A 2,238-nucleotide genomic window follows, 5' to 3' on the forward strand; every position below is an offset into this window, starting at 1 on the left:
TATTATCCATAGATACTAATACAACCATATTTAATTTTCATGATAATTAATATGAAACGAACATCTACTTATAACCATCCCTGGAAGTAAATTTTCAATAGCTCTGTATTTACTGAATCAGACCCATCATGTTATCTTTGTCCTTAACTTTGTATTCAAACAATTCTTCAGTACTAAATATTTCAGCATCTTTTTGTGACTCAAAATCTTTAAGTTCCTTTAAAGAGATAACTTTTATATTGAAATCGTTAATGAATGTTTGCATAGCTAACTTGTGTTGAATCTCATTATGGTTCTCTCTAATAGAAAAGAACAACTCAATGAACAACTGTCGAAGAACATCAGAGAATGTGTCGCTAAGCTGTACTAAATTGATCTGCATAGCGATAGCACAAGACATTTTATTGCTGCTTTGTATAAATCTTCTAGAGCGCAAATGGAATCGATCATTTTGTAAAATGGCTCGCAGTTTATTAAAGTAAATTTTGTTAGCTGTAAACAAAACAAGTAGCCAACCGTTATCATCAGACTGACGCTTAACGTAACACGTATGGGCTTGTCGTTTCTGCGTTTGCGACAGCAAAGCTGACTTATTGATTTCTTCTTTAAAACGCTCAAAATTGAGCGAATCAGCAGATAGAATTTCATTTTGAATTAACTTTCCCAATGTAAATTTACGATTACTGCCAAGCTGAGATGCACTAAAACGATTGTCACTCAAAGTAAAGACGAGACCAGATACCAGCCCGTCCTTTTCTCGTACTTCGACTGTGAGTTCTGGATGTTGTTTTTCTACGGCTGAGACAAATTGCGCTAACGTTGAGCGTTGGTTAAGACGGTTAATCGCTCTCGTGACTAATCTAGCAACTTGCGCCTTTTTAGTTTTAACTCTTGCATCATTGATGGTTGCACGATCGTCATAGCCTTTATCTTTACTCGAAACTAACTGCCGCAGGCCGAACTCGATTTCAAGTTCCCTCATTACTTCTTGTGCACGATAATAGCTATAGCTGTCAGAGACTTTTTTCCGATTGACCATATCTATAGTGCTGGTCACGATATGTACATGTTCTTCGTCAGTATCATTATGCTTGAAAGATATATAGCGACAATTGTCGTATCCGAGGTGCTCCATAAGCCTCTTGACAGTCTTTTGCCATTGAGGATTGCTTAAGTTCTCACCCGTGTCTAAAGAAACTATCATGTGCTTGAACTGTTGCTTTACTGCGGGATTTAGAGCAATTGATTGCTGCATTTCCGTGATGGCCATTGATAAGTCTAATAACTCCCCTGCCGCAGTTCTGGCTTCATGCGGAATGTGGATGATGTTGTTGGCGTATATGAACTCTGTTATCGCAGTACACTCTTTGCTAGCACCAGCGGAATAGTTAATTAGGTTTTTAGCAACACGCTCATCGTTACCTTTTATATAATCGACAAGTATATGTACAGTCTTCTTATTGTGCTTTTTTTGTTTTTGTTCAGGTTCTTCATATATCATAGTTTGTTCTCTTTTTTTCTTGTATCAACTTTTCTAATTTTTCAATTGAAATATGCTCCTTTGCTATTTCATACGCAGTATCTTCAGTAAAGCAATTTATTAACAAGAGCCTGGCTTCTTGAAATTCTCGTTTTAATACTTCAAATGCTTGGAAAACTAGTTCTACCTCTTGCCTATCAAGTTGTTTGCCTTTCTCTATGTGTGAAACAATAAAGCTGATATCTTGAAAAATACCAGAGGTTTTATCGAAAAAGTTTTTTGAAGCTTCAAGTACAATTGGCTTAACCACCATCGTCTTGTTTAATACAGCTCTCATATAAGAAGATAACGTACTATATCCTGATTTCTTCTGATTTTCTTTATGTGTTTTATATTCCATTTCTGTAAAGTTTATCTTCACTGATTTAGACAACTTATCTTCATCAGATTTTCTTTGTTTAATTTTATCTTTTTTTGCAGAGTTTAGTGCTTTCTCTATTTTCAAGAGTTCATTTTTATCTATAGCATTGAATATATCGATGTAATCACTCATGACTTATGTTCCTTATTTTTATTATTGCATGTCAATTTTTGAGCGAAGCGATTGTGGTTTTATATAGCGCTAACCTCGAAGAGTGTTAGTGCAACCGAACGAATTGTGAGGGGATAGTCTGATGAGGATATTTGGAACAAATAGAACTCACAGACATAGCTTGCTTCAAAACTTATTTCTTATATTATTAAATTAAATAATAATA

The 2,238-nt window shown here is 35.0% G+C and carries 2 protein-coding genes; both read right to left on the reverse strand.

Translation table 11 applies throughout. The features are described from left to right. Positions 1 to 109: 109 nt before the first annotated feature. The gene (locus AB4323_RS24405) at positions 110 to 1,501 is read right to left on the reverse strand and encodes a relaxase/mobilization nuclease domain-containing protein (protein WP_372153544.1); all 1,392 of its coding nucleotides are present in this window, start codon (positions 1,499 to 1,501) and stop codon (positions 110 to 112) included. Further along, on the reverse strand, positions 1,491 to 2,033 hold the full coding sequence (locus tag AB4323_RS24410) for a chromosome partitioning protein ParA (RefSeq protein ID WP_372153546.1): 543 nt from the start codon (positions 2,031 to 2,033) through the stop codon (positions 1,491 to 1,493). The genes AB4323_RS24405 and AB4323_RS24410 overlap by 11 nt, the downstream gene beginning before the upstream one ends. Between the last annotated feature and the right edge of the window lie 205 nt (positions 2,034 to 2,238).

The sequence above is a fragment of the Vibrio sp. 10N.261.52.C11 genome, from assembly GCF_041471405.1.
Taxonomy (GTDB): domain Bacteria; phylum Pseudomonadota; class Gammaproteobacteria; order Enterobacterales; family Vibrionaceae; genus Vibrio; species Vibrio crassostreae_C.